This window comes from Actinophytocola sp., from assembly GCF_036402745.1.
Lineage (GTDB): Bacteria > Actinomycetota > Actinomycetes > Mycobacteriales > Pseudonocardiaceae > Actinophytocola.
The window spans coordinates 1-24,009 of sequence record NZ_DASWSJ010000201.1; the positions used below are offsets into that span (position 1 = coordinate 1).

A 24,009-nucleotide genomic window follows, 5' to 3' on the forward strand; every position below is an offset into this window, starting at 1 on the left:
GGCTGCTGGCCTCGCCGGTGCCGTGGGAGGCCAACGGTCATCCACGCCGGGCCGGGGTGTCGTCGTTCGGGATCAGCGGCACGAACGCCCACGTCGTCATCGAGGAGCCGCCGGCGGAGGCCGAGCCGGAGCCCTCGGCCGACCTGCCTGTGGTGCCGTGGGTCCTGTCGGCCAGGACCGCGGCCGCGGTGCTCGCCCAAGCAGAACGGTTGCGGTCCCTTGTGGACCAGAACCCGGTGGACGTCGGCTACTCGCTGGCGACCACCAGGGCGACGTTCGACCACCGCGCTGTGCTGGTCGACGGCGAGGAGGTGGCTTCCGGCTCGGTGGTCGGCGGCAAGCTGGCGGTGTTGTTCACCGGTCAGGGTGCGCAGCGTGCCGGTATGGGGCAGGTGTTGTGCGAGGCGTTTCCGGTGTTCGCGGCGGCGTTCGACGAGGTGTGTGCGCACCTGGATCCGGGTTTGGGTGAGGTGATCGCCTCCGGCGACGGGCTGGACGAGACGGGGAACACCCAGCCCGCGTTGTTCGCGTTCGAGGTGGCGTTGTTCCGGCTGCTGCAGTCCTGGGGTATCCGACCGGACTATGTGGCGGGGCACTCGATCGGTGAGCTGGCGGCGGCGTATGTCGCTGGTGTGTGGTCGTTGGAGGACGCGTGCAGGGTGGTGTCCGCGCGGGGTCGGTTGATGCAGGCCCTGCCCACCGGCGGTGCCATGATCGCCGTCCAGGCCACCGAGGCCGAAGTCGCCCCGCTGCTCACCGACACGGTCGGGATCGCCGCCATCAACAGCCCCGACTCCGTGGTCATCTCCGGCGACGAACACGCCGCCCACACGGTCGCCGGGGTGTTCGCCGAACAAGGCCGCAAGACCAAACAGCTCACCGTGTCCCACGCCTTCCACTCACCACTGATGAACCCGATCCTCGACGAATTCCGGGACATCACCGCGAGCGTGACCTACCACGAGCCCACCATCCCCATCGTCTCCACCGTCACCGGACAGACCGCCGACCTCACCGACCCCGACTACTGGGTCAACCAGGTCCGCGCCACCGTCCGCTTCGCCGACACCATCACCACCCTCGACACCACCGGAGTACGCACCTTCCTCGAAGCCGGCCCCGACGCCACACTGACCGCACTCGGCAACGACAACTTCATCCCAACAGCACGCCGCAACCGCGACGAGGTCCTCACGGTGACCGAGGCGCTCGGCCGGCTGCACACCCGCGGGGTCCGGCTGGACCTGCCGGCGCTGTTCCCCGGCGCCGGCCGGGTGGACCTGCCGACGTACGCCTTCCAGCACCAGCGGTACTGGCTGATCACCCCGGAGTCGGGGGGCAGCGCGACCGGCCTCGGGCTCGGCGCGACCGATCACCCGCTGCTGGGCGCCGCGCTCGGGCTGGCCGACTCCGAGCGGGTCGTGCTCACCGGCCGGCTGTCCTTGCGGGATCACGCCTGGCTCGCCGACCACGCGGTGCTCGGCACGACCCTGCTGCCCGGGGCCGCGTTCGTCGAGCTGGCCCGGCGCGCCGCGGAGCACACCGAGCTGGACCTCGTCGACGAGCTGACCCTGCACGCTCCGCTGGTGCTCACCGAGCAGGACGCGGTGCACGTGCAGGTCGAGGTCGGCGAGCCGGACGACGCCGGCCGCCGCGCGCTGCGCGTCCACTCCCGCCGGGAGGGCGCCGAAAGCGACGAGCCCTGGGCGCACCACGCGAGCGGCCTGCTCAGCGCGGACCCCGACCCGGCGAGCGCCGACCGGCCCGCCGAGTGGCCGCCGGCCGGCGCGGACCCGGTGGCGATCGACGACCTCTACGACCGGATCGCGGACCTCGGCGTCGACTACGGCCCGGCGTTCCAGGGCCTGACCGCCGTGTGGCAACGGGACGGCGAGCTCTTCGCCGAGGTCGCGCTGCCCGAGGACGTGCGGGCGGGCGCCGAGCGGTACGGGATCCACCCGGCGCTGCTCGACGCGGCACTGCACGCGATGTTCGTGCCGGAGCGGGAGGACCGGCAGGTCGTGCTCCCGTTCAGCTGGAGCGGGGTCCGGGTGTTCGCGAACCAGGCGACGGCGCTGCGCGTGCGGATCGCCCCGACCGGCCAGGACGCGTACGCGCTGGAGCTGACCGACGGCACCGGCACGCCGGTCGCGTCGGTCGAGTCGCTGGTCGCGCGGCCGGTGTCCGCCGACGCGCTGAGCACGGGCCCGGAGTCGCTGTACCGGCTGGACTGGGTGCCGGCGACCACGGGTCCCGCCGAGCTGGCGGCCGACGTCGTGGAGCTGCGCATCGAGGCCGGCACCGACGCGGCGGCGGTCCGCGCGGCGGTCCACCAGGCGCTCGCCGCGGTGCAGGAGTCGCTCGCCGGGACCGGCCGGCTGGCAGTGGTCACCCAAGGCGCGACCACCGGCGAGGATCTCGCCGGCGCGGCCGTGTGGGGTCTGGTCCGCTCGGCGCAGACCGAGCACCCGGACCGGTTCACGCTCGTCGACGTCGACGGCGCCGACGAGTCCGAGCAGCTGTTGCCCGCCGCGCTCGCCACGGGTGAGCCGCAGCTCGCCATCCGCACCGGCGCCATCACGGTGCCACGGCTGGCGAAGGCGGTAGCGTCCACATCGGACACCCGGCTGTTCGACCCCGATGGGACCGTGCTGATCACCGGCGGCACCGGCACGCTCAGCGCCGCCCTCGCCCGCCACCTCGTCACCTCGCACGGCGCGCGACACCTGGTGCTCACCTCCCGCCGCGGCCCCGACGCCACCGGCGCCACCGAACTCCAGACGGCGCTGACCGAACTCGGTGCCCAGGTCGAGATCGCCGCCTGCGACGCGGCCGACCGCGAGGCGCTGGCCGCGCTGCTCGCGACGATCCCGGACCTGGCCGGCGTGATCCACGCGGCCGGCGTGGTGGACGACGCGACGGTCGAGTCGCTCACGCCCGAGCGGGTGGACCCGGTGCTGCGGCCCAAGGTCGACGCCGCGCTCAACCTCGACGAGCTGGCCGGCGACGTGGAGCTGTTCGTGCTGTTCTCGTCGGCCACGAGCATCCTCGGCACCGCGGGGCAGGCGAACTACGCCGCGGCCAACGGTTTCCTCGACGCGCTGGCGGCCCACCGGCACGCGGCCGGGCGCCGGGCGACGGCGCTGTCGTGGGGCCTGTGGGCCGAGGGCAGCGCGATGACCAGCCACCTCAGCGAGGCGGACCTGGCCCGCATCAACCGCGGCGGCGTGCACGCGCACACCGTCGAGGAGGGGCTGGCCCTGTTCGACCTCGCCTGCCGGGCGGACGAGCCGCACCTGGTGCCGATCAAGCTGGACCAGGCGGCCCTGCGCACCGCGACCGGGGTGGCCGCGCCGCTGCGGTCGTTCACCAGGAGCCGCCGCGCGGGCCAGCAGCGGGCCACGACGGTCGCGCTGGCGGAGCAGCTGGCCGGCCGCACCGAGGACGAGCAGCGGAAGGTGCTGCTGGAGCTGGTGCGGACCAGCGTGGCCACGGTGCTGGCGCACACCTCGCAGGAGACGATTCCGGCCGAGCAGCAGTTCAAGCAGCTCGGGTTCGACTCGCTGACCGCGGTGGAGCTACGCAACCGGCTCAACACCGCGACCGGCCTGCGCCTGCCGGCCACCCTGACGTTCGACTACCCGACGCCGGGGGCGCTCGTCGAGCACCTGCTCCCGGAGCTGGGCGGCAGCCAGGCGACGCTGCGGGTCCGCACGCTGGTGGACGGCATCGCGAAGCTCGAGGCGACGCTGGACCTGGTCGAGTCGGCCGACACGGGCGAGACCGACATCGCCGCGGCACTGCAACGCCTGCTGACGAAGTGGCGGGACAAGACCACCGCGCCGGCGGCGACGGAGGAGGCCGACCTGACCTCCGCGACGGCAGACGACCTGTTCGACATCCTCGACGACGAGCTCGGCGCCGCCTGACCCACCGCCGCCCCGGGGCACGTGCTCCCGGGGCGGCGCCCTTACCGGCCCGACTGGGTGCGGTGGCAGACACAAGTCGGCGCCCGCCGAGACATGCTCGGCGGGCGCCCTGGTCGACCGTCTCCTTGGGACTCAGCTCACCCGGCGCTCGTGGCCCTGCCAGAAGCGCTCGCGCAGCTCCCGCCGGAGGATCTTGCCGCTCGGGTTGCGCGGCACCTTGTCGATGAGCTCGTAGCGCAGCGGCTGCTTGAACGTGGCGAGCTTTCCCTTGAGGAACAGCGCGAGCTCCCGCTCGGTGAGCTCCTCGCCCTCGACCGGCACCACGAACGCGTGCACGATCTCGCCCCAGCGGTCGTCCGGCACGCCGACGACGGCCGACTCGGCCACCTTCGGGTGCCGGCCGATGACGTGCTCGATCTCGGCCGGGTACACGTTCTCCCCCGCGACGATGATCATGTCCTTGATCCGGTCGCGGATGAACAGGTAGCCGTCCTCGTCGAGCACACCCGCGTCGCCGGTCACGACCCAGCCGTCGACCAGCGTCTTCGCCGTCGCCTCCGGCAGGTTCCAGTACTCCAGCATCGCGGCCGGGGTGCGCAGCCAGACCTCGCCGATCTCCCCCGCCGGCAGCGGGTTGCCCGCGCTGTCGGCGACCTTGACCTGGAAGCCCGGGTACGGCCGGCCGGCCGCCTGCATCTTGCCGCTGTCCGGCGTGTGGTCGGCAGGCGGCAGGCACATCGCGGTGTTCCCGGTCTCGGTCAGCCCGTAGATCTGGGCGAACTCGCAGCCGAAGCCCTCGACGCACCGGGCGAGCAGCGCGGCCGAGATGGGCGCGCCGCCGTAGATGATCTTGCGGAGGGTGGTGAAGTCGTCCTGGGTGACGCCGGGCTCGGCGAGCAACAGCCGCAGCATCGCGGGCACCATGCACGCGGTGGTGACACCCAGCGTGCGGATCAGCTCGACCGCGCCCGCCGTGGTGAACTCGCGCATGACGACGTTGGTGACGCCCGACGCGAAGCCCTGCGTCGCCCACCAGATCCCGCCGATGTGGAAGCCGGCCATGCCGATCAGGCTGCGGTCGCCCTCGCGCCAGTCGATCCAGTCCTCGCCGGCCTTGGCGAGGGCGTTGCGCACCGCGAAGAAGCTGCGGTGGCCGAGCACCACGCCCTTGGGCAGGCCGGTGGTGCCGCTGGTGTACATCTGCACGAGCGGGGTGTCCGGGGTGACCCTGGACAGCAGGTTGACGTCCGGCTGCGCGCCCACCCACGACGCGAACCCCGCGCCCGGCGCGCCGGGCTCGTCCAGGCGCAGCACGGTGGTCAGGTTCGGCAGCTCCGGGGCGAGCCGCTCGGCGGTCGCCTCCGCGTCGGTGTCGACGAACAGCAGCGCGGTGCCGGAGTCACGCAGGATGTGCTCGACCTCGTCGGCGGCCAGCCGCCAGTTGATCGGCACCAGCACCGCACCGCTCTTCGCGGCGCCGAACAGCAGCTCGTAGTAGTGCTCGGACTCCTTGCCGAGGTAGGCGATGCGGTCGCCCGGGCGGACGCCGGCGGCCTGGATGCCGTGCGCGACCTGGTTGCTCACCCGGTGCAGCCCGGCGTAGTCGATCCGCCGGCCCTCGCAGATGATCGCGGTCGTGTCCGGCTGCCGGGCGGCGTGCTGGCGCACCACGTCGACGAGCGTGCGCAACTGAGGTGTCACCGTGTTCTCCTTGTCGACTCAGGTCCGGCGGGTCAGGCGGCGTCGGCGCGCACGCTCATGCCCGGCGGGTCGACCAGTGCCATCCGCACCTCGCCCTCGGCGAAGCCGCCGGCGGCGTCCCGGAACTGCCACGGCATGTCGACCACCTGGACCGGCCGGCTGCGGTTGGTCTGGCTGAACTCGGCGAAGGAGACCTCGCCGGTGAAGGCGGACGAGTCGATCGGGCGCTTGAACTTGCTCTCGAACCTGGCGATGAGGATGTCCGGCAGCTGCTTGGCCCAGTAGTCGTCCATGGTCCAGTCGTCGAACGCCGGCAGCGCCCGCTCCTGCACGCACTTGGCGATCAGGTAGTACATCAGCTGGTTGAAGCAGATGTTGACCTCGACCGAGTTGAGGTGGCCGGTGTCGTCGATGTAGCACGGGAAGGGGATGGAGAACTCCCCCTCCGCGCTCGCGAGCCCGTTGGCCACCGTCACCGTGGCGGACTTGAGGTATTCGGTCTTCGGGCGCGCGTACGGGCGCAGGACGTCCGAAAGCAGTTCCGGGTCGTTGGCGAAGTTCAGCTGTCCGGTATTCAGATTAATCTGCGATGTCATTGTTTCCTCCTCAGCGCGCCCACAGGAATTGATTTCACCGTAATCGGTCGGAGTCATCCACCGGTAACAGTGGACGAATTCTCCCGGCGGCGCGGCTGGCTCGGCCGGACCAGCCGGTCGAGCAGCATGTCCGAGGTGAGCGACCGGTCGGCGAGCACCGGGTCGGTCGAGAGCAGCGCCATGTGCAGGGCCCGGATCCGCTCGGACGGCTCGATGCCCAGCTCGTGGAGCATCCGCTGCCGGAACCGCATGTAGACCTCGAGTGCGGCGGAGGCGCGGCCGGCCCGGTACAGCGCGATCATCAGCATCGCGTGCGCGGACTCGTGCAACGCGTGCTCGACGACCAGGGAGGCGAGCTCGCTGATCATCTCGCGGTGCTGGCCCAGGCACAGGTCGGCGTCGATCCTGGTGGTGTGCGCGTAGAAGCGGCGCTCCTCCAGGCGGGCGACCTGGGCCCGCAGCAGGGTTCCCCACTGTCCGTGGTGGACGACGTTGCCACGCCACAGGGCCAGCGAGCGGCGCAGGTCGGTGGCGGCCTTCGCGTAGTCACCGGCGTGCATCGCGGCGGAGCCGGCGGTGACCAGCTGGTCGAACTCGGTGATGTCGAGCTGCTGGGGGTCCACGCGCAACACGTAGCCGCCCGAGCAGGTCTGCAGCACCTCGCGGGTGATGTGCTCCACCGACAGGCCGAGCACGTCGTGGAAGAGGCGGCGCAGCTTGAACATGTAGGTCTGCAGGGTCGAGTGCGCGGTGCGCGGCGCCCGGTCGCTCCACAGCTCCCTGACCAGCACGGACGCGCCGACCGGCTTGTTCGCGTTGAACAGCAGCGTGGACAGGATCAGCCGCAGCTTCGGCGCGCTCGGCGCCACGTCCAGGTCCTCGTGCCGGATGACCAGGGGGCCGAGCAGCTCGAACCGGAGGTCGGCGAGCGAGTTCTGCTCGGGTTCGCGGGGCCGCACCAGCACGGGCGAGTCCGGGCTCGGTTCGGGGTCCGACTCCGGGGGTGACGTCGTCTCCAGCAACGTGGCGAGGAGAGCAAGCTTCTCCTCCTGCGTCATTAATCCCAGCTCAGCTAATTTCGTGACCATTTCAGGACCTCGCTATCAGCCAGATCCACCGAACTCTGCCGCCGGGGGTAGTCCGGCGGGGTTGTCCCGGGAGGATGCGACGATCTATAAATCACGGGTATCAGGAGACTCCACGTTATTCCGGGCCGGCAGCCGGACGATAGTGACGGTGTCATAAATGGGCGATGAGTATTGAGGTGTGAGCACATGACCCCCGCACTTGTCCAGTACCTACGCGCGCAAGGACCCTTGGACTCGAGCCCCGCTCAAGCGGCGGTCAAGCGGTCGAGGAGGAGTCATGACCACCTCAAGCCAGGACGCAGGTCTACGAATCGGCTTCAAGCGGCACCTCCGAGCCCACGTGGTCCGCGGCGAGGCGGTGTACCTGCTCTCCGAGCGGGACGCCACCTCCGTCGCCGGCGCGCACGTCGAGGCGCTGGCCCCGCTCCTCGACGGCACCCGTGACCTGGCCGGACTGTGCCGGGACATCCCCGACGGCCTGCCGCTGGCCGAGGCCGGCTCGATCGTCATGCGGCTGGTCGACGCCGGGCTGGTGGCCCTGCGCGAGCCGCTGGAGACCGCACTCGACACCCAGGCCGACCAGCCGAGCCTCGCCTACTGGGAGGCGGCCGGGCTGGATCCCGGGAGCGCCGTACGCCGCCTGCGCGGCACCCGGGTCGAGGCCACCGTGCTCGGCGGCGTCGACGCCGGCGCCGCCCTGGGTGCCCTGCAGGCGGCCGGGCTCACCGTCGTCCCGGGCTCGGCCGACCGCATCGGCGACGCCGACCTGTCCGTCGTGTTCTGCGCCGACTACCTCGACGCCTCTCTCGCCCGGGTCGACACGCTGCACCGCGCGGCCGGCCGCCCGTGGCTGCTCGCGAAGCCCGGCGGCACCCAGGTGTGGATCGGCCCGGTCTTCGACCCGGCGCCCGGCCTCCCGGCCGACCCCGCCGGTCTCCCGGCCGACCCCGGCGCGCCGACCGCCTGTTGGCACTGCCTCGCCCACCGGCTGCGCGGCCACCGCCAGGCCGAGACCCACCTGCGGGCCCTGGTGGACCAGCGCTGCGCACTCACCCCGCCGGCGGTGTCGCTGCCCCCGCTCGGCGCGGCCGCCCTGCACCTGATCGCCCTCGAGGCCGTCAAGTGGGTGGCCGGCCTGCGCCAGGACGGGCAGCGTGCGGTGTGGACACTCGACAGCCTCGACCTGGCCGGGCGGCACCACGAGCTGCGCGCGCGCCCGCAGTGCCCGGCGTGCGGCGACGCCGAGCTCATGCGCCGGCAGGCCCGCCGGCCCGTCCACATCGGCCACCGCGCGAAGGCCAGCCGCAGCGGCGGCGGGCACCGGTCCATGCCACCGGAAGACGTGCTGAGCGCCTACGAGCACCTGATCAGCCCCGTCACCGGCGTGCTCAAGGAGATCACCCGCGACGAGCGCGGGCCCGCGTTCTTCAACTCCTTCCGCGCCGGGCCGAACCTCGCGCTCAACCCGCGCCGGCACTTCGACCACATGCGCTCGGCGCGCGCGGAGAACGGCGGCAAGGGCATCACCCCCTTGCACGGCAAGGTGAGCGCGCTGTGCGAGGCGATCGAGCGGCACAGCGGCTACTTCCACGGCGACGAGGAGCGCGTCGTCGCCAGCTACGCCGAGCTGGGCGGGGAAGCCGTGCACCCCAACGAGTGCCTGCGGTTCGATGAGCGCCAGTACGCCGACCGCGCGGCGTGGAACTCGACGCACTCGTCGTTCCAGTACGTGTGCGACCCCTTCGACGAGAACGCGGTGACCAGCTGGACCCCGGTGTGGTCGCTGACCGGGAACCGGCACCGCCTGCTGCCGACGGGCCTGCTGTACTTCGACGTTCCGGCCGAGCACGGCGGCGGCGGGTCGCTCTCGGCCGACTCCAACGGAAACGCCGCTGGAAGCAGCCTTGAAGACGCCTTGTTACAGGGTCTCCTCGAGGTGGTCGAGCGGGACTCGGTCGCGCTGTGGTGGTACAACCGAACACAGGCGCCTGGGGTAGACCTCGACAGCTTCGAGGTGCGCTGGATCGATGGGCTGCGTGACGTCTACGCGGCTCTACACCGGGACGTCTGGGTGCTGGACCTGTCGTCAGACGTAGGGATTCCGACCATGGCAGCGCTGTCGCGTCGCACCGACGGACCGCACGAGGACGTCATGTTCGGGTTCGGGGCACACCTCGATCCCCAGGTGGCGCTCGTCCGGGCGCTCACCGAGATGAACCAGCTGATGCCCGCCGTGGTGGCGGCGGGACAAGGCGGGGAGTACGACTGGTCCGACCCCGACGCCGTGCACTGGTGGCGCACCGCCACCTGGGACGGCATGCCGTACCTGCGGCCCGATCCCGCCGTGCGGCCCCGAACCCCCGCCGACTACCGACACGTCCCGACCAACGACCTCCATCAGGACATCACCTCGGTCCAGCAGCGACTGGAAGGCCTGGGCCTCGACGTCATGGTCCTCGACCAGACCCGCCCGGACGTCGGGCTCCCCGTGGTGAAGGCGATCGTGCCGGGCATGCGTGGCTTCTGGGCGCGGTTCGCGCCCGGGCGGCTGTTCGACGTCCCCGTCGGGCTGGGCCGGCTGACGGAGCCGACCGCCTACGAGAACCTCAACCCGATCCCCCTATTCGTGTGACGTGACGTGTACGCGGGCGGCGCGTGCGCGCACACCGAGGAGCGACAAGTGTCTGCCGACCCCGGCGCTACCCCCGACCTGAGCCTCCCGCTGTGGTCCTTCCGGGATGACGTCGTCATCGAACCGGCTGCCGACGGCAGCCTGGTCATCCTGACCCGGTGGGGCGACATCACGGTGGACTCGCCGGCGCCGGCGACCGAGGACAGCCTCTACCGGATGACCCTCGGGCCGGTCGCCCTCGCCAACGTCGCGGGCCTGGACCGCGACGACCTGGGCAAGGTGTTCCTGCGGCTGCCCGGCTGTGTCGTGCGCTCCCTCGGCCTGCGGGACTCCTCCACCCCGCTCCTGTCGGCCACCCCCGTCTCCCCGCTCGGGGTCCTCGAGCTGCCGAAGCTGGACGCCGCGCTGCCGATCCGGCTGTCCCAGTTCGCCTTCGTCCGGGAGAGCGACGGCGAGCTGCTGCTGGAGTCCCCGCTGTCGCACCACCGCGTCGTGCTGCACCTGCCGCTCGCCACGTGGGTGGTCGGCTCGCTGGGGCGGGCCACGACCAGCGCCGACATCGCGCAGGGCATCAACGTGGCGCAGTCGCTGGTGACCGAGATCGTCTCCTACCTCGCGGCCACGGGCATGGTCGTGAGCGGCGAGCCCGGCGTCGGCGACGCGCCGCCCCAGTTCCCCGAGGACGCCGACCGCGACCTGCTCACCTGGTCGCCGCACGACCTGCTGTTCCACTCGCGCAGCCGGCTCGGCCGCCACGACGACCCGGCCGGCGCGGTGTTCCGCAACGCACCCGACATGCCGCCGCTGCCCGCGGTGAAGCCCGTGCCCCCCGGCCGCCGGTTCCCGCTGTACCGGCCGGACGTGACCGCGTCGGCCGGCACCGAGATGTCGCTGACCGACGCCATCGAGACCCGCCACTCGGTGCGCGAGTTCGCCGACGAGGGGCCGTCCGTGCGCCAGCTCGGCGAGCTGCTGTTCCGGGCGGCCAGGGTCCGCTCGCAGACCGAGACCGTCGGCGCGGGCGGGGTGCGCTACACCGTCTCCGAGCGCCCGTACCCGAGCGTGGGGTCGCTCTACGAGCTCGACCTCTACCTCACCGTGGACCGCTGCGACGGCCTGCCGCGCGGGATCTACCACTACGACCCGCAGAGCCACGCGCTCACGCTCATCAACGAGGACGCGGCGGACGCGGGCGAGCTGCTCGACAGCGCGATGGTGCTCACGGGCTCGTACCGGCGGCCGCCGACGCTCATCACGATGACCGCCCGGATGGGCCGGCTGTCGTGGGTCTACGACGGCATCTGTTACGCCACCACGCTCAAGCACGTCGGTGTGCTGCAGCAGACGCTCTACCTCGTCGCCACGCGGCTTGGCCTCGCGCCGTGCGCCCTCGCGACGGGCGACAGCGAGGTGGCCACCGCCGCGTTCGGGCTCGACTGGCCGGCCGAGGTCAGCGTCGGCGAGTTCATCGTGGGCCTGCCCCTGCCGTAGCCACTGAAAGCGAGCCACTGAAAGCGCTAACAAGAGCCAACCATGGAAGGCTGTGCGGGCGCATGACGGCGTGATAGAACAGGTACGGATCGGGCAGCCCGAAGGGACAGCCGCGGATGATCAAGGTGATGCTGGCCGAGGACATGCACATGGTCCGGGGAGCTCTTGTCGCGCTGCTCAACCTCGAGCCGGACATCGAGGTGGTGGCCGAGGTCTCCAACGGCACCGACATCCTGGCCACGGCCCAGAAGTTCCGGCCCGACGTCGCGGTCGTCGACATCGACCTGCCCGGCAAGGACGGTCTCACGGCCGTCAGCGAGATCCACGAGCACCTGCCGGAGATCCGGACGCTGATCCTCACCGGCCTCGGCCGCCCGGGAAACCTGCGCCGCGCGTTATCGGCGAAGGTCACCGGCTTCCTGCTGAAGGACGCGCCACCCGCGCAGCTCGCCGACGCCATCCGCAGCGTCGCCGCAGGGCACCGGGTCGTCGACAGCCAGCTCGCCATGGCCGCCTGGGACAGCGCGGAGTGCCCGCTGACCGCACGCGAGACCGAGGTGCTGCGGCTCACCGCGGAGGGGATGCAGGCCGTCGACATCGCCTCCCGGCTCTTCCTCTCGGTCGGCACCGTGCGCAACTACCTGACGACGGTCATCGGCAAGCTCGCCGCCCGCAACCGCGTCGACGCCATCCGCATCGCCCGGGAGGCCGGCTGGCTATGACCGGCCGGCCGACCCGCGACGCTCGAACCGCAGCGGGACGTCCACCCGCAGCCGGAACATGTTCGGCTCCTGCTCGACGGTCACCGACCCACCGATCTCCGCGGCCCGCCCCGCCAGGTTGTGCAGCCCGCTGCGGCCGGTGTCCTTCGGCGTCTTCGGCGAGCGCGGCACGTCGTCGTTGACGATCTCGATCGAGGCGTGGTCCTGCGTCTGCCGGATGGTGATCTCGCAGTGCTTGGCCTTGCTGTGCCGCAACAGGTTCGTCACACCCTCCCGCAGCACGGTGGCCAGCACCGTGCTCACCCGGACCGGCAGGTCGGTGTGGTCGCTGTCGAGCTGGACGCTGATGTCGGCGGCCGAGAGCACCGAGACCGCCGAGCGGCACTCCTCCTCCAGCGAGAGCTCCCGGTACCCGGTGGCGACCGTGCGCGCGTCGGACAGCGCCAGCCGGGAGATCTCGAGGATCTCCAGCAGCTGGTCGCTCGCCTCCTGCGGCGACTTCTCCATCAGCCGGTGGGTGAGCTCGATCTTCAGCGTGATCGCCGAGAGGCTGTAGCCGAGGAGGTCGTGCAGGTCGCGGGCGAACCGCAGCCGCTCCCGCAGCACGGCCATGCGGGCGATCTCGGCGCGGGTCGACTGCACCTCCACGACGAGCGCGGTGAGCCGGGACAGGCCGTAGACCACCAGACCGGTCGTGACCGTGGAGATCGACGTGTAGAGGATGTCGATGGGCGCGCCGGTGAACATCAGCTGCGCGACGCCCATGCTGGCGACGATCGCGGCGAACGCGGTCCAGGCCGCGGCCGGGCGCAGCACGAGCAGCACACTGCCCGCGAGGAACCCCGGCATGCCGACCCAGGCCTGCCCGAAGATCATGATGGGCAGGTAGACCAGGCACGCCTGGGCGGCCAGGATGCCGTACCCGAACGGCGAGCGCAGCCGCGCCGCGGCACGGCCGTACCAGAGCAGCTGCATCAGCAGCAGGGCGACGATGCACGTGAACGACAGCGCGATCTCACCCGGGCCGACGTTCAGGAACAGCACGTGCAGGAAGCCGATCAGGCTGATGCTGACGAAGACCGCGGTGACCACCCCGACCGCGAGACGCGGGGCGGGGAACGGAGCGGTCTTGGTGTCGGGCGCTAAGTGCGCGGGTGCGGCGGAAGAGTCCACGACCTGACCCCCGATGCCGCTACGGTAACCGGAGCGCGAACGGGGGACGGACGACGCCACATCTCGGCTCGTCGGCCCTCGGATGGTGCTGATGCGCGGCAAGCGCTGGCGACTGCGGAACGTACACGGCCCTGACTCCTGTACCCCGACGAATCCCCGTACGGCGAGAGTCCCAAGTGGCCTGTAGGCCATGACCCGAAGCCTGACCCGAAGTCATGGTCGGCGACGTTCCCCGGCCGGCGCCATGGACCGGCCGCCGGCCGGCCCGCGCGACAGGTCCCCGGCGCGGTGAGCCGTCGCGTGGCTCACCGGCCGCCGACCCGGCGCCCGTACCGACCGTCATACCGTCCACGTCCGACCCTCGCCGCGCTCGCCCGCCACAAGAAACTCAGAGAAATGACTTGCTGCCAGGAGACATTACACGAACCGCGCTACACCCGGGTAAATTGGTTACGTCGAACAGCTGGAATCCATACGCAGGCCGCAACCACCGAAACGGCACTGCGCCATTCGCACTACCGGCCTCCGGCCGGAGTATGGCGAAGGCTTAGGCCCAATACCTCAACCAGGTCCCGGCGGGCCCGCGCGACCCGGGAGCGGATGGTGCCGACCGGGCAGCCGCACACCTGCGCCGCCTCCGCGTATCCCAGCCCGAGGACCTGGGTCAGCACGAAGGCGGCCCGCCGGTCGTTCGACAATGTCCGAACCGCGAGGTTGATCGATACCGTGTCTTCCACCCCGGGCAGATTGGGCGTTCCGCGCTGCTCGGCGGCGGTTTGCCAGTCCTGGTCGGCGATCTTGGGCCGCGTCGACGCGGCCCGGAAGTGATCGGCCGCCACCCGGCGGGCGATGGCCAGCAGCCACGTGCGCGCGTGGCTGCGCGCCGTGAACCGGTGCGCGCTACCCAGCGCGCGCACGAACGTCTCCTGCGTGAGGTCCTCGGCGTCCGACGGGCCCGCCAAGTAGACGAGAAACCGCCAGACATCACGCTGCGTGTTTCGAATAAGGGCATTCGCCGCATCACGGTCACCGCGTCCGGCAGCAAGGGCTAAATTCGTAATCGTGTCATCCGCAGCTACATCCGACATAATGTGGACTGTAGCTATTCACATCTCCCGGGAGAACGTGAGCGAGTGCGGGTCCAGCGAACTTCGTGCCGATAATTGAAGACCTGCTGGAACCGAGCACCCGGTGTGACCGACTACTACTACGTGGACTGCGAAGAATACCGAGAAGCCCTGTCCGCCCGCCTCGACGACGAGGAGGGACCGGAGGACGCGCGGCAGCCGAGCGACCTCGACCTCCACCTGGAGTGCTGCGTCGACTGCGCGCTCTGGTACAACGACGCCGCGCTGATCACCAGGCGGACCAGGACCACGGCCGCGGTCGCCTGGCCGGACGTGACGGACGCGGTTCTGGCGAGGGTGCCGGCCGGCACGTCGCTCGGGTCGACCGGGCCGCGGATGGCACTGGGCACGGTCGGCGCGGTGCAGGGCGTGTCCGCCTTGTTCGCGCTGGCCTTCCACAGCAGCGTCGAGCCCGTGGTCGGCTACGACACGGCCGCGTGGAACCTGGCGCTGGGCGTCGCCTTCAGCGCGGTGGCCGCCCGCCGCACGCAGCCGGCCGGGCTGGTGCCCCTGCTCGGCGCGTTCGTCGCCGTGCTGTCCTGGGGGCTCGTGTCCGGGCAGTCGAGCGGGGGCGGCCTGGGGTCCTACGTGCTGACCGCGCTCGGTTTCGTGCTCGTCGTGCTGCTCGGCCGCGTGCCGCCGGTGCGGCGCGGGCCGGCCCCGCCGGCCAGCTCCGCCGCCGGCGTCCGGCGCCGACCCGTATCGGACATATGGGACGACGGCGTGGCGATTTCAATTCGCCGAACCGAGCCGACAAAGGCCGCCTGACCCGAGCGAAATTCGGGTTCCGGAACCCTCGAAGATCGGCCGGGGGGCCACGCCACACGAGACGGGGTCCACCGGCCGGCATTCGTTCGGATGATGATCCGAATATCTCTCGTAAAGTGACGGCGCACACAGCGGGGCGCGCAGGGCGCCCGCCTGCCGAATGCCGCACACTCACCGGCGAGTGCGGCCATTCACCGTGACCCGGCGTGCCAGTACAGCTAGCTCGCCTTCGCGAGTGGGCGGGCGCCGTAGGTCACGCGGACGATCCCGTCGTCATGACGCTCGGTCACCGCGGTCACGCCGAACACCTCGGAGAGCACCGCGGGGCTGAGCGCCTCGAGGACCGGGCCCGCCGCGACGATCCGGCCGTGGTTCAGCACCACCAGCCGGTCACAGCTGCGGGCCGCCAGATCCAGGTCGTGCAGCACGGCCAGGGTGGTGACGCCGACCGTGTGCACCAGCTCCAGCAGCTCGAACCGGGCGCGGATGTCGAGGTGGTTGGTGGGCTCGTCGAGCACCAGTAGCTTCGGCTGCTGCGCGAGCGCGCGGGCGAGGAGCACCCGCTGGCGCTCGCCGCCGGACAGCGACCCGTAGATCCGGTCGGCGTGGTCGAGCATCCCGGTTCGCTCGAGCGCGTCGGCGACGATCTCGTGGTCCGCGCGGGTGGCGCGGTCGAACATGCCGTGGTGCGGGGTGCGGCCGAGCTCGGCCACCTCGCGCACGGTCAGCCCCGGCGGGGTCGGGCTGTTCTGCAGCACCGCGGCGGTGTGCTGGGCGGCCGCGCGGGCCGACATCGCCCACACGTCCGTCGCACCGAGCAGCACCACCCCGCCGCAGGGCCGTATCGACCGGTAGATCGTGCGCAGCAGCGTCGACTTTCCGCTGCCGTTGGGCCCGATCAGGCCGACGAACTCGCCGGGCGAGACGTCGAGGCTGACGTCGGTCAGGATCGGCGTGGCGCCGATCGTCACGCTCACCCGCTGCACCTGAAGTCTCATGAGTGGGCCAGGCTCCGATCCCGGCGCATCAGCCAGATGAACAACGGCGCGCCGAACAGGGCGGTCAGGATGTTGAGCGGGAGCTCGTTGGGCGGGTCGACGGTCCGCGACAGCAGGTCGACGACCACCAGGTAGATCGCGCCGACCACGGCGGCCAGCGGCAGCAGCCGGCGGTGGTCGACACCGAAGGCCAGCCGCACCAGGTGCGGCACCATCAGGCCCACGAAGCCGATCCCGCCCGCGACCCCGATGAGCACGCCGGCCACCAGCGAGGTCAGCACGATCAGGACCAGCCGCAGCCGTTTGACGTCGATGCCGAGCGCGGTCGCCGACTCGTCGCCGGTGACCAGCGCGTTGAGCTGGCGGCCGGACAGGCTCAGCAGCACCGTCGACGCGACCACCACGACCCCGGCGACCTGGAGCTGGTCCCAGTGCGCTCCCGCGACACTGCCGAGGAGCCAGAACATGATCTGGCGCATGTTGTTCGGCTCGGTCTGCAGCTGCAGGAAGCTCGTGATCGAGGTGAACACGTAGCTGACCGCGACCCCGGCGAGCACCAGGCGCACCGGGTTGAGCTTGCCGCGCTGCTGCCCGAGCAGGAACACCAGTGCCACCGCGAGCATGGCCCCAGCGAACGCCGCGGCGGACACGCCGAGGCCGCCGAGCGCACCCGCGCCCAGCGCCATCACCGCGACCGCGCCGACCGAGCCGCCCGCCGACACCCCGAGGATGAACGGGTCCGCCAGCGGGTTGCTCACCAGGGCCTGGAGCACCACCCCGGTCACCGCCAGCCCCGCCCCGCACAGTGCGGCCAGCAGCACCCGCGGGATCCGGAAGTTCCACACGATCTGGTCGTAGGCCGGGTCCACCGTGCCGCCGAACACGTGCGCCCGCACGACCTGCCAGCTGTCGCCGAGGGACACCGACACCGAGCCGATCGCGGCCGCCGCGAGGATCACGACCACCAGGACCGCGCCGAGCACGACCAGGCACAGCGGCAGCGGTACCGCGTGCAACGGCGCCGACCGCGCCCCCGACCGGGCCCCCGACCGGTCCGCTCGGGCGAGCGGACGCGGCCGGGACGCGGTTCGCGTGCCGGTCGGTGTTGGTGTGGTCGTCATCAGAACACGTCGGGGTGGAAGGCCTTGGCGATGTCCTCGACGGCGACGTGGTTGCTCGGGCCGAGGTAGATCGAGTCGGACAGCACGACGTAGCGGTTGTTCTTGGCCGCGTCCCACTGCGGGAACTCCTTGAACAACGCCTTCGCGTCGGCGTCGGAGTCCGGCGACTGGTAGTTCACCACGATCAGCGCCTCCACGTCGGCCTTGGCCACCTGCTCCTTGCTCAGGCTGGCGAACATGTCCTTGGTCGCGCCGGCGAACGTGTTGACCACACCGGCCTTCGCCATGATGTCGTTCCAGATCCCGTTGCCACCCACGGAGCTGAACTCCCCGCCCATCGCCATGCCGGGGATGATCAGCATCGCCTTCTGCTCCGGTGCGCCGGCGACCTTCTTCTCCACGGCGGCGATCCGGTCCTTCGAGGTGGCGATGATCTTCTCGGCCTTATCGCCGACCCCGAAGATCTTGCCGAGGTCACGCAGCATCGCGTAGCTGTCCTCGATGGTCGGCTTGTGGCTCACCGTGCCGACCTCGCCGCACGCGCTCTGCGGCGCGTAGGTGTTGGCGCCGATCTGGGCCAGGTCCTCGCGGGTGGCGAAGCCGGCCTCGGCGCGGAACCCGCCGTCGTAGGTGGAGATCACGAAGTCCGGGGCCAGGCCGATCATCGCCTCGCGCGGGATGTCCATCATGTCGTTGAGCTTGATGTCCCCGGTGGGCAGCTTCTTGATCGCGTCGACCCGGCCCGGCACCTCGGAGTCCCCGTAGGACTGCGCGTTGGCGACGATCTTGTCGCCCAGGCCCAGCTCGAGCAGGGCCGAGACCTCGGCGACCGAGCCGCCGTTCATCACGACCACCCGGCTCGGCGCCTTCGTGAACGTGTAGTCCTTGCCGCAGTTGGTGATCGTCACCGGGTAGCCGGTGCCCGCCCTGGCATCGGGCTCGGCGGCGGTGGTCGGCGTGGCGCACGCCGCCGTCGTGGCGAGACACAAGGCGCCTACAGCCACCAGGACAGTCCGCTTGATCTTCATCGGGGGCTCCTCCGGGGGGTCGGGGCGGCAGCCGACATGGACACCGCCATGGGTTTCGGTTCGGTCCTGGGAGCTGGGGCCGGCTCGGCCGGCAGCCGGTGCAGCCGGGCGCCCAGCAGGCTGGTGCCGGTGGCGAGCACGGCCAGCAGCACCGCCGCGGCCGCGAACGCCGTTCTGTGCTCGTCGAACGGCACGCCGGGATCGCCCGGCGTGGCGCCGAGCACCGTGCGGTACCAGCCGCCGGTGACCGCGACGCCGAGCGCGAGGCCGAGCTGGGTGACCGTCGCGGCCATGCCGGACGCGGCGCCCGCGTCGGCCGGCTCGACCCGGCTGAGGATCCCGGCCACCAGCGGCGGGACGACCATCCCCTGCCCGAGGCCGGCGAGGCCGATCATCACCGCGAGCAGGGCAGGCTGCGCGGACTCCGGCGCCCGCGTGATCGCCGCCCCCGCGAGCAGGACACCGGCGACCGTGGCGCAGCCGACGACGGGGATGGGCACGCGGACGCGGCTGGTGAGCCACCGGTTGGCCGCCGACGCGACGGAGAAGCCGAACCCGAGCGGCACGAACATCAGGCCGGCCAGCAGCGGCTCGATGCCGAGGCCCGTCTGCAGGTAGTAGGTGAACACCAGGAACAGCCCGGAGTTCGTGGCGAACAGCGACAGCACGGTCAGCAGGCTCAGCCGCATGCCACGCGCGGTCAGCACCCGCGGCGGGAACAGCGGGGCGCCGCCGCGGGCGAGCAGCCGGTGCTGCTGTGCCGCGAGCCCGGCGAACACCGCGAGCGCGACCGGCAGGCCGAGCCAGAGCCACCAGGCGCCGCCCGGGCCGAAGATGAGCGGGACCAGCAGGGCCGGCAGCCCGACCGTGGTGAGCGCGGCGCCGGCGAGGTCGAGCCGGCTCGCCGGGCTCGCCGCGCCGGCCGGCAGTAACCGGCCGAGCAGCAGGATCGCCAGCCCGATCGGCACGTTCACCAGCAGCACGGGCCGCCAGCCGAGCCCGGCGAGGTCCAGGTCGACGAGGATCCCGCCGCCGGCGATCCCGCTGATCACGCCGAGGCCGATCACCACGCCGTACACCCCGACGGCCTTCGCCCGCTGGTCGGTGTCGGGCACGGCGGCCCGGATGATCGACAGGACCTGCGGGGCCATGAACGCGGCCGTCGCGCCCTGCAGGAACCGGGCCAGGATGAGCAGCTCCGCGCTCGGCGCGAGCCCGCACAGCAGCGAGGTGAGGGTGAAGCCGGCGACGCCGTAGAGGAACACGGTCCGGTGCCCCACCCGGTCGCCGAGCCGGGCGCCGGTGATCAGCAGCGCGCCGAACGCGACCACGTAGGCGGCGCCGACGAACTGGATCTGGTCGAAGCCGGCGCCGAGGTCGAGCTGGATCGACGGGCTCGCCACGTTGACGATGAAGCCGTCGACCTGGGTCATGAAGGTGGCGGCCAGCACGGTGCCGAGGCCGAGCCACTCGCGGCGACCGATCACGACGCCCTCCGCAGGCCGGTGCGCTCGGCCAGCACGGCGCCGACGTGGGCGAGCGCGGCCGCGCCGGTCATGCCGTGGTGGGTCCCGGCGACCCGGTGTACACGCACCTGTCCGTCCACATGCGACGCCCAGGTCGCCGGCCCCGGCCAGTCCGGGGTCTTGCCCGCGGTCGCCTCGAACAGGAGCACGTCGCCGGTGACCGTCCGAGGCGTCCACCCGGCGCCGAGGCTCGAGTTGTGCAGGAACACCTCGTACAGCTCGGCGTGCTCGCCGGACGCACCGAGGACCTCGGTGACGAACTCGTCCTCCGTCGGCGGCGGGCGGTCGCGCCAGGCCGCCGGGAACGGGTAGGAGTCGAGCAGCGCGACGAGCGCCACCGGCTGGCCCTGCTCCTGCAGCTGGGCCGCCAGCTCGTGCGCGACGAGACCGCCGAACGACCAGCCCAGCAGGTGGTACGGGCCCGCGGGCTGGAGCTCCCGGATCCGCCGCAGGTGACCGGCGGCAAGCTCGGCCACGCTCGCCGACCGCGCCACCGTCTGCAGCCCGTACACCGGCTGGTCCGGCAGGTGCGCGAGCAGCCCGGCGTAGGACCACGCGAGCCCGGCGGCGGCGGCGACGCAGAACAGCGGCGGCCGGCTTCCCGTGGTACGCAACGGAAGCAGCGGGTCGGCTGCGCCGGCGACGCCGGTGCCGAGCTTGGCCGCCAGCTTCGCCACCGTCGGCGCCTCGAACACCGTGCGGATGCCGATGCGCACGCCGAGCTCGGCGCGGATCCGCCCGACGAGCCGGCCGACGAGCAGCGAGTGGCCACCGAGGGAGAAGAAGTCGTCGTCGAGGTCGACCCGCTCGAGCCCGAGCAGCTCCGCGAACAGTCCACACAGGAGCGTCTCGCGATGGTCGCGGGGCGCGCGGCCGGCGGCCGTGGCGCCGCGGTCGGGTGCGGGCAGCGCCTCGCGGTCGAGCTTGCCGTTGGTGGTGCGCGGCAGCCGGTCCATCGCCACGAACGCGGGCGGCACCAGGTAGTCCGGCAGCCGCTCGGCGAGGAACTGGCGCAGTGCCGCGGGTTCCGGTGCGGCCCCACCGGCCGGGACGACGTAGCCGACGAGCCGCCGCCGGCCGGCGGTGTCCTCGCGGGCCACCACGGCCGTCTGCGCGACGGCCGGGTGTCCGGAGAGGACACTCTCGATCTCACCCAGCTCGATGCGGTAGCCGCGGATCTTGACCTGGTCGTCCGCGCGGCCGAGGAACTCCAGCGTGCCGTCCGCGCGCCACCGCGCGAGGTCCCCCGTGCGGTACATGCGGGTGCCGGGCGGCCCGAACGGGTCGTCGACGAACCGCTCCGCCGTGAGGTCGGGCCGGTTGTGGTAGCCGCGGGCCAGCGGCGTGCCACTGAGGTACAGCTCGCCGACGACGCCGGGTGGCACCAGCCGGCGCCCGGCGTCGAGCACGTAGGCCCTGGTGTTGGCGAGCGGGCGGCCCACGATCGGGTCCGGGCTCTCGGCCAGCCTGCAGTGCAGCGTGTCCACAGTGCACTCGGTGGGGCCGTACAGGTTGTAGGTCGCGATCTCCGGCACGCCGCGCAGCGTGGTCCACAGCGCGGGGCCGGTGGCCTCGCCGCCGAGCGCGAGCACCGCGGGCCGGTGCCGGCCCTCGGCCAGCAGGCCGGCCGCCACGAGCTCCTCGGCGTAGGTCGGCGTGATGTCGAGGAAGTCGATGCGCTGCTCGACGACGTAGGCCAGCATCGCCTCGGGCTCGCGGCGCCGGTCCTCGTCGATGAAGTGCAGCTCGTGGCCGTCCAGCAGCCAGAGCAGGCCCTCCCACGACGTGTCGAATGACAGCGACGCGGACAGCGCGGCGCGGATGACCCCGCGGCCGGCGGCCGGCCGGACCAGCACGTCGCGGTGGTGGTGGAACAGGTTGACCAGTCCACTGTGCTCGATCACCACGCCCTTGGGCGTCCCGGTGGAGCCGGAGGTGTAGATGAGGCAGCCCGGGTTGTGCGGCGTGAGCGGCGCGGGCCGCTCGCCGTCGGTGAGGTCCCGGTCCGACAGCCCGCCGAGGCGGGTCGCGGTGGCGGGCTCGTCGAGCACGACGACCCGCACCGTGCCGGTCCCGGCGGCGGACTCGGCCGTCGCGCGCAACGCCCGGGTGGTGAGCAGCACGACCGGCGCGCTGTCGGCGACCATCAGCTCGACCCGCCGGGCCGGGTAGTCGGGGTCGATCGGCACGTAGCCCGCGCCGGCCTTGAGCACCGCGAGCAGGGCCACGATCGCGTCGGCGGTGCGCGGCAGCAGCAGCCCGACGTACAGCTCCGGCGCGGCGCCGTCTTCGACGAGGAGCCGGGCCAGCCGGTTCGCCCGCCGGTTGAGCTCGGCGAAGGTGAGGGTGCCACCGGCGGCGACGAGCGCGGTCCGCCCGGGGGTGCTGGCTGCCTGCGCCTCGAACAGGTCCGGCACGGTCACCGGCGGCACGTCGCGGGCGGTGTCGTTCCACTCCTCGAGCAGCAGCCGCCGCTCGCCGGCCAGCAGCAGGTCGAGCTCCGCGACGGGACCGGCCGGCGCGGCGGTGGCGCGGCGGAGGAAGGTCAGGAACCGGCGCAGGTGGGTGGCGACCTCCTCCTGCGTGTAGCAGCCCGGGTTGGCGTCCACGACGACCCGCAGGCCGCTGCCGTCCGCCCGGTCGTACACGTGCAGCACCAGGTCCTCGACCAGCCCGGCGCCGACGTTGCGCACCACGCCGCGATGTCCGGCGAAGCGCAGGCCGTAGTCGAACGGCATGATGTTGACCGACGGGCCGAACAGCTTGCGCTCGCTCGCGACCAGCTTCAGGTCGCGGCGCAGCTGCTCGTACCGGTAGCGCAGGTGCGGCCGGCCGGCCGCCAGCTCGGCCGAGACCTGGATGGTGAGGTCGACGAGGCTCGCGCCGGGGTCGACCCGGACCCACAGCGGCACGACGTTGGTCACCATGCACGGCACCCGCAGCGACACCGAGCCGAGGCGTGCCATCACCGGCAGCGCCAGCACGAGCTCGGCGGCGCCCGTCATCCGGTGCAGGTAGGCGGCGAACGTGGCGGTGAGCACCTCGCTCCACATCGCACCCGCCTGGCTCGCGACATCCTTGAGCGCATCGACGTCCGCTGCGCCGAGGTCGACGCTCTCCCGCACCACGGAGCGCGCCGGGGACCCGGACCTGCTCGCGAGCACCACCGGCGCCGCCCGGCCGTCGGCCTTGGCCAGCCAGTAGTCGCGGTCCGCCGCGAACCGCGCCGAGTCCTGATAGGACAGACTCTCGTCGACGACGTCCCGCAGCGCGCCGAAGCCGCGCTCGGGCGGTTCCCGGCCCGCCACCAGGGCGGTGTAGACCTCGGCCACCCGCCGGGCGACGAGGGACAGGCCGTACCCGTCGAGCGCGATGTGGTGCACCCGCTGGTACCACAGGAAGTGCTCGGGTCCGGCCCGGAACAGCGCCTGCCCGAACACCGGGCCGCGCCGCAGGTCGACGGGCTCGGCCAGGTCCGCGCGCATCCAGGCCACCGCGGCGGCCACCGGGTCCGGCTCGGCGCGCACGTCGGCCAGGTACATCGTCCACTCGGGACAGACGGCGAGCTCCTGCCACGGCCGCTCGTCGGCGTCGGTGCCGAACCGCACGGTGAGCGCGTCGGTCTCGCCGACGGCCGTGCGCACCGCGGTCTCGAACAGCCGCACGTCCACCGGCCCGTGGATCTCCACGTACTCGGCGGTGTTGAAGGCGGGACTGTCCGGGTCGAACTGCTGCCCGGTCCAGGTGCCCTCCTGCGCGGCGGTCAGCGCGAGCCGCGGCAGGCGCTCGCTGTCAGGCATCCAGGGCCGCCGGCTGCCGCGACATCAGCAGGCTCACCCAGCTCGCCAGGGTCGGCCGCTCGGCCAGCTCGACGAAGCTGATCTCCATCCCCGCCTCGCGCCACCGCTCCAGCAGGGTCAGCAGGCGGATCGAGTCCAGCCCGCACTCGAACAGGTTCTCCGGGTCGGAGCCCTCGTCCGGGTTCCGATGGAGCAACTCCGCGACGTCCGCGCGAATGGCCGCCGGAGTCAACCGCTCTGCCATGACTGCCTCACCCCTGGGTCGTGAGCCGAGATATCACGGATCCGGCGGGTGCGGCCGAAGCCGAC

At 72.1% G+C, this 24,009-nt stretch carries 16 protein-coding genes; 5 read left to right on the forward strand and 11 right to left on the reverse strand.

All coding sequences use genetic code 11. The features are described 5' to 3' along the window. The coding region (locus VGD70_RS19020) for an SDR family NAD(P)-dependent oxidoreductase (RefSeq protein ID WP_331083104.1) at positions 1-3,929 on the forward strand (3,929 nt) is incomplete at its 5' end. Positions 3,930-4,061: 132 nt separating this feature from the next. Here VGD70_RS19020 and VGD70_RS19025 read toward each other — a convergent pair. The 3 genes from VGD70_RS19025 to VGD70_RS19035 are packed head-to-tail and all read right to left on the reverse strand — an operon-like array spanning position 4,062 to position 7,284. After that, positions 4,062-5,630 carry a fatty acid--CoA ligase gene (locus VGD70_RS19025; RefSeq protein WP_331083106.1) on the reverse strand — a complete coding sequence of 523 codons (1,569 nt, stop codon included), beginning with the start codon at positions 5,628-5,630 and terminating at the stop codon, positions 4,062-4,064. Positions 5,631-5,662: 32 nt separating this feature from the next. Continuing rightward, the gene (locus VGD70_RS19030) at positions 5,663-6,226 is read right to left on the reverse strand and encodes an FcoT family thioesterase (protein ID WP_331083108.1); all 564 of its coding nucleotides are present in this window, start codon (positions 6,224-6,226) and stop codon (positions 5,663-5,665) included. 53 nt (positions 6,227-6,279) lie between these two features. Then, positions 6,280-7,284 (reverse strand): AfsR/SARP family transcriptional regulator, encoded by a 1,005-nt coding sequence (locus VGD70_RS19035; RefSeq protein WP_331083110.1) that lies wholly within the window; start codon positions 7,282-7,284, stop codon positions 6,280-6,282. A gap of 307 nt (positions 7,285-7,591) precedes the next feature. Between VGD70_RS19035 and VGD70_RS19040 the strand changes: the two genes are divergently transcribed. From VGD70_RS19040 to VGD70_RS19050, 3 genes are all read left to right on the forward strand, one after another. Continuing rightward, on the forward strand, positions 7,592-9,946 hold the full coding sequence (locus VGD70_RS19040) for a TOMM precursor leader peptide-binding protein (protein ID WP_331083112.1): 2,355 nt from the start codon (positions 7,592-7,594) through the stop codon (positions 9,944-9,946). 48 nt (positions 9,947-9,994) lie between these two features. Further along, positions 9,995-11,437 carry a SagB family peptide dehydrogenase gene (locus VGD70_RS19045; RefSeq protein ID WP_331083113.1) on the forward strand — a complete coding sequence of 481 codons (1,443 nt, stop codon included), beginning with the start codon at positions 9,995-9,997 and terminating at the stop codon, positions 11,435-11,437. Positions 11,438-11,553: 116 nt separating this feature from the next. After that, the gene (locus VGD70_RS19050) at positions 11,554-12,159 is read left to right on the forward strand and encodes a response regulator transcription factor (protein ID WP_331083115.1); all 606 of its coding nucleotides are present in this window, start codon (positions 11,554-11,556) and stop codon (positions 12,157-12,159) included. Here VGD70_RS19050 and VGD70_RS19055 read toward each other — a convergent pair. Next, positions 12,154-13,332, reverse strand: a complete 1,179-nt coding sequence (locus VGD70_RS19055) for a sensor histidine kinase (protein WP_331083117.1) — start codon at positions 13,330-13,332, stop codon at positions 12,154-12,156. The two genes, VGD70_RS19050 and VGD70_RS19055, sit on opposite strands and share 6 nt — an antisense overlap. 515 nt (positions 13,333-13,847) lie before the next feature. Next, on the reverse strand, positions 13,848-14,420 hold the full coding sequence (locus VGD70_RS19060) for a sigma-70 family RNA polymerase sigma factor (protein WP_331083119.1): 573 nt from the start codon (positions 14,418-14,420) through the stop codon (positions 13,848-13,850). Between the two features lie 105 nt (positions 14,421-14,525). Between VGD70_RS19060 and VGD70_RS19065 the strand changes: the two genes are divergently transcribed. Next, entirely contained in the window at positions 14,526-15,227 is a 702-nt protein-coding gene (locus VGD70_RS19065; protein WP_331083121.1) for a hypothetical protein, read from the forward strand. A gap of 218 nt (positions 15,228-15,445) precedes the next feature. Here VGD70_RS19065 and VGD70_RS19070 read toward each other — a convergent pair whose 3' ends face one another. From VGD70_RS19070 to VGD70_RS19095, 6 genes are all read right to left on the reverse strand, one after another. Further along, entirely contained in the window at positions 15,446-16,204 is a 759-nt protein-coding gene (locus VGD70_RS19070) for an ABC transporter ATP-binding protein (RefSeq protein WP_331083123.1), read from the reverse strand. 17 nt (positions 16,205-16,221) lie between these two features. Further along, positions 16,222-17,241 (reverse strand): iron ABC transporter permease, encoded by a 1,020-nt coding sequence (locus VGD70_RS19075; RefSeq protein ID WP_331083125.1) that lies wholly within the window; start codon positions 17,239-17,241, stop codon positions 16,222-16,224. Positions 17,242-17,345: 104 nt separating this feature from the next. Beyond that, on the reverse strand, positions 17,346-18,374 hold the full coding sequence (locus VGD70_RS19080; protein ID WP_331083127.1) for an ABC transporter substrate-binding protein: 1,029 nt from the start codon (positions 18,372-18,374) through the stop codon (positions 17,346-17,348). Next, entirely contained in the window at positions 18,371-19,861 is a 1,491-nt protein-coding gene (locus VGD70_RS19085) for an MFS transporter (protein ID WP_331083129.1), read from the reverse strand. The genes VGD70_RS19080 and VGD70_RS19085 overlap by 4 nt, the downstream gene beginning before the upstream one ends. Further along, positions 19,858-23,700 (reverse strand): amino acid adenylation domain-containing protein, encoded by a 3,843-nt coding sequence (locus tag VGD70_RS19090; RefSeq protein ID WP_331083132.1) that lies wholly within the window; start codon positions 23,698-23,700, stop codon positions 19,858-19,860. The genes VGD70_RS19085 and VGD70_RS19090 overlap by 4 nt, the downstream gene beginning before the upstream one ends. Beyond that, positions 23,693-23,944: a phosphopantetheine-binding protein gene (locus VGD70_RS19095; protein WP_331083134.1), complete on the reverse strand. Its 252-nt coding sequence runs from the start codon at positions 23,942-23,944 to the stop codon at positions 23,693-23,695. Before VGD70_RS19095 ends, VGD70_RS19090 begins: the two co-directional genes overlap by 8 nt. Positions 23,945-24,009: the final 65 nt, after the last annotated feature.